Source organism: Nocardia sp. CC227C (assembly GCF_030767025.1).
In the GTDB taxonomy this organism is placed as follows: domain Bacteria; phylum Actinomycetota; class Actinomycetes; order Mycobacteriales; family Mycobacteriaceae; genus Nocardia.
Genome location: NZ_JASITE010000032.1, coordinates 20477 through 27200 on the forward strand (window position 1 = coordinate 20477; position 6724 = coordinate 27200).

5 protein-coding genes are annotated in these 6724 nt (G+C 69.4%); 3 read left to right on the plus strand and 2 right to left on the minus strand.

Annotation, left to right across the window (positions count from 1 at the left end; genetic code table 11):
• Nucleotides 1–2 precede the first annotated feature (2 nt).
• Together cmk and der are read left to right on the plus strand one after the other, a co-directional pair.
• A complete protein-coding gene (cmk, locus tag QMO76_RS34850; RefSeq protein ID WP_306365640.1) occupies nucleotides 3–719 on the plus strand; it encodes a (d)CMP kinase in 717 nt (238 codons plus the stop codon).
• Complete coding sequence (gene der / locus QMO76_RS34855) at nucleotides 716–2134, plus strand: ribosome biogenesis GTPase Der (protein ID WP_306365641.1); 1419 nt, start codon at nucleotides 716–718, stop codon at nucleotides 2132–2134. Before cmk ends, der begins: the two co-directional genes overlap by 4 nt.
• 455 nt (nucleotides 2135–2589) lie before the next feature.
• On the opposite strand, the gene QMO76_RS34860 is transcribed toward der, so the two are convergent.
• Together QMO76_RS34860 and QMO76_RS34865 are read right to left on the minus strand one after the other, a co-directional pair.
• Nucleotides 2590–4977 (minus strand): beta-glucosidase, encoded by a 2388-nt coding sequence (locus tag QMO76_RS34860; protein WP_306365642.1) that lies wholly within the window; start codon nucleotides 4975–4977, stop codon nucleotides 2590–2592.
• Between the two features lie 43 nt (nucleotides 4978–5020).
• Nucleotides 5021–5881: an alpha/beta fold hydrolase gene (locus tag QMO76_RS34865; RefSeq protein ID WP_306365643.1), complete on the minus strand. Its 861-nt coding sequence runs from the start codon at nucleotides 5879–5881 to the stop codon at nucleotides 5021–5023.
• Between the two features lie 151 nt (nucleotides 5882–6032).
• On the opposite strand from QMO76_RS34865, the gene QMO76_RS34870 reads away from it, so the two are divergent.
• Nucleotides 6033–6632, plus strand: coding sequence for a TetR/AcrR family transcriptional regulator (locus QMO76_RS34870; protein WP_306365644.1), 600 nt, complete (start codon nucleotides 6033–6035; stop codon nucleotides 6630–6632).
• Nucleotides 6633–6724: the final 92 nt, after the last annotated feature.

A 6724-nucleotide genomic window follows, 5' to 3' on the forward strand; every position in this document is an offset into this window, starting at 1 on the left:
CGATGGTGGCCGAGGATGCGCTGACGGGTACGGGCCCGCTGGTCGTCGCCATGGACGGCCCGTCCGGCACCGGCAAGTCGAGCGTGTCGCGCCGCCTGGCCACCCGCCTCGGCGCCCGCTACCTGGACACCGGCGCGATGTACCGGGTGGCGACCCTGCGCGTGCTGCGCAGCGGTGTCGAACTCACCGACGGAGCCGCCATCGTGGTGGCGGTGAAGGAGCTGCCGCTGTCCATCGGCACCGATCCCAGCCGTGAGGTCATCGAACTCGACGGTGAGGATGTCTCCGCCGAGATCCGCGGCAATGCGGTCACGAAGGCGGTGTCCGCGGTGTCCGCGGTGCCGGAGGTGCGCGACCAGCTGGTCGCCCTGCAGCGCGATATCACCGCCACCGAGGGGCGCATCGTGGTGGAGGGTCGCGATATCGGCACCGTGGTGCTGCCCGCCGCCGATGTGAAGATCTACCTGACCGCCTCCGCGGAGGCGCGGGCCACGCGGCGCAATGCGCAGAACATCGCCGAGGGCCGCGGTGACGATTTCGCGGCGGTGCTGGCCGATGTGCAGCGCCGCGACAACCTCGATTCCACCCGCAAGGTGTCGCCGCTGCGGCCCGCCGAGGACGCGGTGCTGGTGGACACCAGTGAGCTGAATATGGACGAGGTCATCGACGAGCTGTATCGCGTGGTGCGGCAGCAGATTTCGGCAGGAGGTGCGCGGTGACGCAGGACACTTTCACCGGAGATGGCGTCTGGTCCGACGAAACCGATTGGGAGCTGGCCGAGCTGGCCGGTGAGCACGACGAGGCCGAGCAGGTGCCCATGCCGACGGTGGCCATTGTCGGCCGCCCGAACGTCGGCAAATCCACGCTGGTGAACCGGATTCTGGGCCGCCGCGAAGCGGTGGTCGAGGATGTGCCGGGCGTGACCCGCGACCGCATCAGCTACGAGGCCAACTGGGCCGGGCGCAAATTCCTGGTGCAGGACACCGGTGGCTGGGAGCCCGACGCCAAGGGCCTGCAGCAGTCGGTGGCCCGCCAGGCCGAGATCGCCATGCAGACCGCCGACGCGATTCTCCTGGTGGTGGATGCCACGGTCGGTGCGACCGCCACCGACGAGGCCGTCGCGAAGACGCTGCGCCGCAGCAAGACTCCGGTCATTCTGGTCGCCAACAAGGTGGACGACCAGAAGGGTGAGGCCGAGGCGGCGTCGCTGTGGTCGCTGGGGCTGGGCGAACCGCACATGGTGTCGGCCGCGCACGGCCGCGGCACCGGCGATCTGCTCGACGATCTGCTCGTGGCGCTGCCGGAAACCCCGCGCGAAGGCATCGGCGGCACCGGCGGCCCGCGTCGCGTGGCGCTCATCGGCAAACCGAATGTCGGCAAGTCGAGTCTGATCAACAAACTGTCGGGCTTCGAGCGGTCTGTGGTGCACGACGTGGCGGGCACCACCGTCGATCCGGTCGACTCCCTGGTCGAATTGGGCGGCAAGCCGTGGCGTTTCGTCGACACCGCGGGCCTGCGCCGCAAGGTCGGCAATGCCAGCGGCCACGAGTTCTACGCCTCGCTGCGCACCAAGTCGGCCCTGGAGGCCGCCGAGGTCGCGGTCATGCTCGTCGACGCCTCGCAGCCGATCACCGAGCAGGATCTGCGCGTCATCAGCATGGTCGCCGACGCCGGTCGCGCCCTCGTGATCGCCTACAACAAGTGGGATCTGGTCGACGAGGACCGCCGTCTGGCGCTGGAACGCGAGATCGAGCGGGAGATGGTGCAGGTGCAGTGGGCGCTGCGCGTCAATATCTCCGCCCACACCGGCCGCGCCGTCCAGAAGTTGGTGCCCGCCATGGAAACCGCCCTGGAATCCTGGGACAAGCGCATCTCGACGGGCCGCCTGAACGCCTGGCTCAAGGAAGTCGTCGCCGCGACCCCGCCCCCCATGCGCGGCGGCCGCCTCCCACGCGTCCTCTTCGCCACCCAGGCGTCCACCCGCCCGCCGACCTTCGTCCTCTTCACCACCGGCTTCCTCGAGGCGGGCTACCGCCGCTTCCTGGAACGCCGCCTCCGTGAGGAATTCAACTTCGACGGTTCCCCCGTCCGAGTGAATATCCGAGTGCGCGAGAAGCGCGAACGGAAGAAGTAGCGGCGAGGGGGAACCGGTGGCGGCATCCTCTCGGGCCTTGCCGCGACCGGTTCCCCCGACAGCGGTTTGCCGACCGAGCCAGGCTTCGCGACGCCGCCGACCAGCGCGTGGAGGTGAGGACCGGGCCCCTCTGGTCAGCTGAAGGGTCGCGGTCGGCGGGGCACACGGTGTCGGGGGCGTGCCAGGTCGATGAGGTGCGCGTCGCCGAGTGCTCGGGTACAGGCGTTGGTTTGTGGTGTGGCCGCAGCCGTCCAGGACAACCGGTCGGGCGTTGTCCAGACGGCGCATATCCCGATACTCGGATATGCGCACCTAGATATGTTTCCTGTGTGAGTCATGCCTCCGAACATGCTTTCCATGTACCGTCCACGGCATGCCAGGAGCGGGTTCGACAAGCAGAAGCCGGGTCGGGTGCGCGGTCTCGACGCGCCCGACCCGGCCGGAATCCGTTGGGCTCAGCCGATTTCGGCGGTGAGCGGGAGATCGGCTACCGAGGTGCCGATATGGAGGGTGAACGCACCGGGTTCGGTTGCCCAACCCGCGTCGGTCCAATGCTCGAAGGCCCGCTGCGGCAGGTCGATGCGCACGGTGCTGGACGCTCCGGCCGGGACCGTGACGGTGGCGAATCCGGCCAGCCAGCGCACCGGGCGGTCGACGCCGCTGTGCTCCCGGGACAGGTACGCCTGCACCACCTGCTTGCCCGCGCGGTCGCCGGTATTGGTCACGGTCACCGTGGCGGTGCGGCCGTCCACCGTGAGGTCGCCGAGCGACCAGGTGGTGTAGCCGAGTCCGTGGCCGAACGGATAGGCCGGGGTCGCACCGGATTTCAGCCAGGCGCGGTAGCCGACGTGGATGCCCTCGGTGTAGGGGAGCGTCCCGTCGGCGTCGGGCCGGGTCGAGAGCACCGGTACGTCGGCCATGCGGGCGGGCCAGGTGGTGGGCAGTCGCCCGCCCGGTTCGGCCGTGCCGGTGAGCACATCGGCCAGGGCCGCGCCGAATTCCTGCCCGGGGAACCAGGACAGCAGCACCGCCGCGACCTCGTCACGCCACGGCATCTCCACGGGTGCTCCGGAATTGACCACCACGACGGTGCGCGGGTTGGCGGCGGCGACGGCCGCGACCAGTTCGTCCTGGCGTCCGGGCAAGCGCAGATCGGTGCGGTCGAAGCCCTCGGATTCGATCTGCTCGGTGGTGCCGACCACGACCACCGCCACATCGCAGGTGCGCGCCAGTTCCACGGCGGCCGCGAATTCCTCCGCCGCGGGCCGCTGCGGGCGCGTGATGCCGAAGGTGAGGCCGAGGATGACGCCGAGCCCCGGAATGGCGGGCGGTGTGCCGACCGTGATGCGGACGTCGATCTCCTGTCCCTCGGCGAGGGTGCGGGTGACCGCGCGCTGGGGCGGGTAGAGGATCGCGCCGACCGGATCGGTGCCCTCGAAGGTGATGGTCTCGTCGAGTGCGGTCGCGCCGTCGAGTTCCAGCCGGGCCTGTCCGAGCGTGCCGACCCCGATCTGCCACTCTCCGGCGACATCGGCGCGCAATCGGGCCCGGATCTCCAGGGTCGTCGCGTCGGCGGCCTTGCGGTCGCCGAAGAGCATGAGGTTGCCCGCGGTGCGGTGCTGGGTGTCGATGACGGTGTCACCGTCGAGGTAGCGCAGGCTCACCCCGGGTGTCCCGGTGTCGGGATCGGTGACCAACTCCAGCGGCACCGGGATCAGCTTCTCCTCGAGTCGCACGCCGGGCGTGTGCCGCACGGCGAACACGTCTTCGAGGCCCTCGGCGGGTGTGGTGGTGTGCGCGGGGATGACGGTGGCGCTGCCACCGCCCATGAAGCGCGGCAGATCGGCGTGCGGTCCGAGCAGTGCGACCGTGGTGTCCGGCGCGAGCGGCAGCACGCCGTCGTTGCGCACCAGCACCATGCCCGCGGCGGCGGCGCGCCGCACCAGTGCTTGAGCCTGCGCATCGCTGAATTCCGGTGTGGCCTTGGGTGTTCCGTCGAGCGCGCCCACTCGTTGGGCGAAGCGCAGGATGCGCCGCACCTTCTCGTCGATCGCGGATTCGGGTACCTCGCCCGTGCGCACCGCCTCCTCGAGCGGAGCGCCCCAGAGCATGGGCGGTCCGGGCATGGCGATATCGGTGCCCTCGGCGGCGCCGGCGGTGGTGCGCACCGCCGTCCAGTCCGAGACCACGACACCGTCGAAACCCCAACTGCCCTTGAGTGGTTCGTCCAGCAGCCGGTTCTCGGTCATGGTGACCCCGTGGACCGAGTTGTAGGAGTCCATGATCATCCACGCGCCCGCGTCGACGCACCGCTCGAACGGGTACAGGTAGAGCTCGCGCAATGCCCGGTCGTCGACGCGCACGTCGACGGTGAAACGGTCGGTCTCTGAGTCGTTGGCCACGTAGTGTTTCGGACACGCGCTCACCCCGTGCCGCTGGACGCCGCGCACGTAGGCCGCGGCCACTTCCGCGGTGAGCAACGGATCCTCGGAGAAGCATTCGAAATGCCGCCCGCCCAAGGGCGATCGGTGCAGATTGATGGTGGGGCCGAGGACCGCGTAGACGTCCTTGCGGCGTGCCTCGTGGGCGATGAGCGCGCCGATCTCGGTGAGCAGTTCGGGATCCCAGGAGGCGGCGACGGCGGTGCCGGACGGCAGGCTCACCGAGGGATCGCGTTCGTCCCAGTATTCGCCGCGCACGCCCGACGGTCCGTCGGAGACCGGCATCTCGGCCAGCCCGATGTCGGGGTCGCCGGCGAAGCGGAACATGCCCGCGCCCGAGATCAGGCGCAGCTTGGCGGGTAGGTCGAGTTTCGCGAGCAGGTCCTCGATGCGGTCGTCCATGCGGATGTCCCGTTCCCTCTCTCGATGGTCGGCGAATATCAGGCTACTGAGTAGTGGGGTGGTCCCAGAACGCCACCAGATCGGTGCACACCTGGGCGGGCCGGTCCTCGTTGGGCAGATGGCCGACGCCGGGATAGACCGCTCGGCGTGCGCCCAGGGCGGCCGCGAACCGCTCGTGTACCTCGGGATTCCAGAGATCGCCGGTATCGCCGTAGGCCACCAGAATGGGCACGCCCGCCGCGCGGAGTACGGACGGATCGGCCAGCGGCGGCACCTCCATCACGCGCAGGATGCCGAGGATATTGGCCTTCTTGGTAGCCAGAATGCGCTGGTGGAGGAAGTCGACTCGGTCCGGATCGGCCGATCCGGCGGCGAAGAGGGCAGTGCTCAGCTGCTGCCAGATGAACTCCTGCCCGCCCGCCTCGACGGCCTGGGCGACCAGGCTGGGCGGCGGGAAGTTGATGTCCGACACCGAGGACGGGCCGGAGGCCAGCAGGGTGAGCGTTCGGAAGCGCTCGGGCCGGGCGACCACCGCGACGCGCGCGACATACCCGCCGAAGGAGTGGCCGACCAGATGTACCGGCTCCTGGCCGGACACTTGGTCCACGACCTTCAGCAGATCGCCGCAGAAGTCGTCCATGCGGTAGCCGTCGATCTGGTCGGGTCCGTCGGACTGCCACTGTCCGCGCTGGTCGTAGGCCACCGCGCGATATCCGGCCGCCGCCAGCAGCGGCAGCATGCCGGTGAAATCCTCCTTGGACCCGGTGAATCCCGGCACCAGGACGACCGTGCCGCGGGCGTCGACGCCGGGCGGCGGCACCGCTTCCCAGGCCGCGAGGGTTCCGTACCCGCCGTCGAGGGTGAGGGGAACGATATCGGTGGGGGCGTCGGCGGGCTGGCTCATGAGGTCGAGTGTGCCAGCGCATTCGCCGCTAACCGAGTGAGCACTCGGTAATGTTATGAATCTGAGATATTGTGGTGGGAGTGGCCGATGCGGATGGGTGACACGTCCGCCGCTACTGTCGGCTCTGCGAGGCGGGCGGAAGGAGGAGGTCATGGCGCAACGCCGCAGTCGCCCACGGGGCGAGGCGCGTCGGGAGCTGATTCTGGACGTGGCCCTGAAATCCTTTGCCGAGAACGGGTTCCGTGGTTCCTCGATCGCCGAGATCGCCGAGCTGTGCGGGCTGTCCCAGCCCGGACTACTGCACTACTTCCCGACGAAGGCGGCACTGCTGGCGGCGGTGCTGGAATACCGGGACCGGCTCGATGCCGAGCGGCTGGAATTCGGTGCGGCGCTGCACGGTCCCGACGCACTGCGCCGCCTGGCCCGGCTGGTCGAACACAATACGCACGTGCCGGGACTGGTGCAGCTGTTCACGGTGGTGACGGGGGAGTCGGTGACCGACGACCACCCGGCGCACGCCTGGGCGGCGGATCGTTACCGCCGGTTGGAGGCGGGATTGGCGGGAGCCCTCGACGAGGGCATCGCCGAGGGCACGGTACGCGCCGATATCGACACCAAAGCCGTTGCGCGGCAGGTGTTCGCGATGATGGACGGACTACAGCAGCAGTGGCTGCTCGAGCCCGAGGCCGTCGATATGGGTGCGCTGTTCGGCGACTACATCGAGCAGGTCATCGCGCATATCGCGGGATAGCCGCGTACCAGTCCAGCAGTGCCGGGTCGTCGATGGCGGTGCGGGCCACGACGGTCGCGGGATCGGCTCCCTGGAGTAGTTTCTTCAGTGGT

Bases quoted from the DNA above. Each gene is read 5' to 3' on its own strand.
- cmk (WP_306365640.1), top strand. From the start codon at position 3: ATGGTGGCCGAGGATGCGCTGACGGGTACGGGCCCGCTGGTCGTCGCC.
- QMO76_RS34860 (WP_306365642.1), bottom strand. From the start codon at position 4,977: ATGGACGACCGCATCGAGGACCTGCTCGCGAAACTCGACCTACCCGCC.
- QMO76_RS34865 (WP_306365643.1), bottom strand. From the start codon at position 5,881: ATGAGCCAGCCCGCCGACGCCCCCACCGATATCGTTCCCCTCACCCTC.
- QMO76_RS34870 (WP_306365644.1), top strand. From the start codon at position 6,033: ATGGCGCAACGCCGCAGTCGCCCACGGGGCGAGGCGCGTCGGGAGCTG.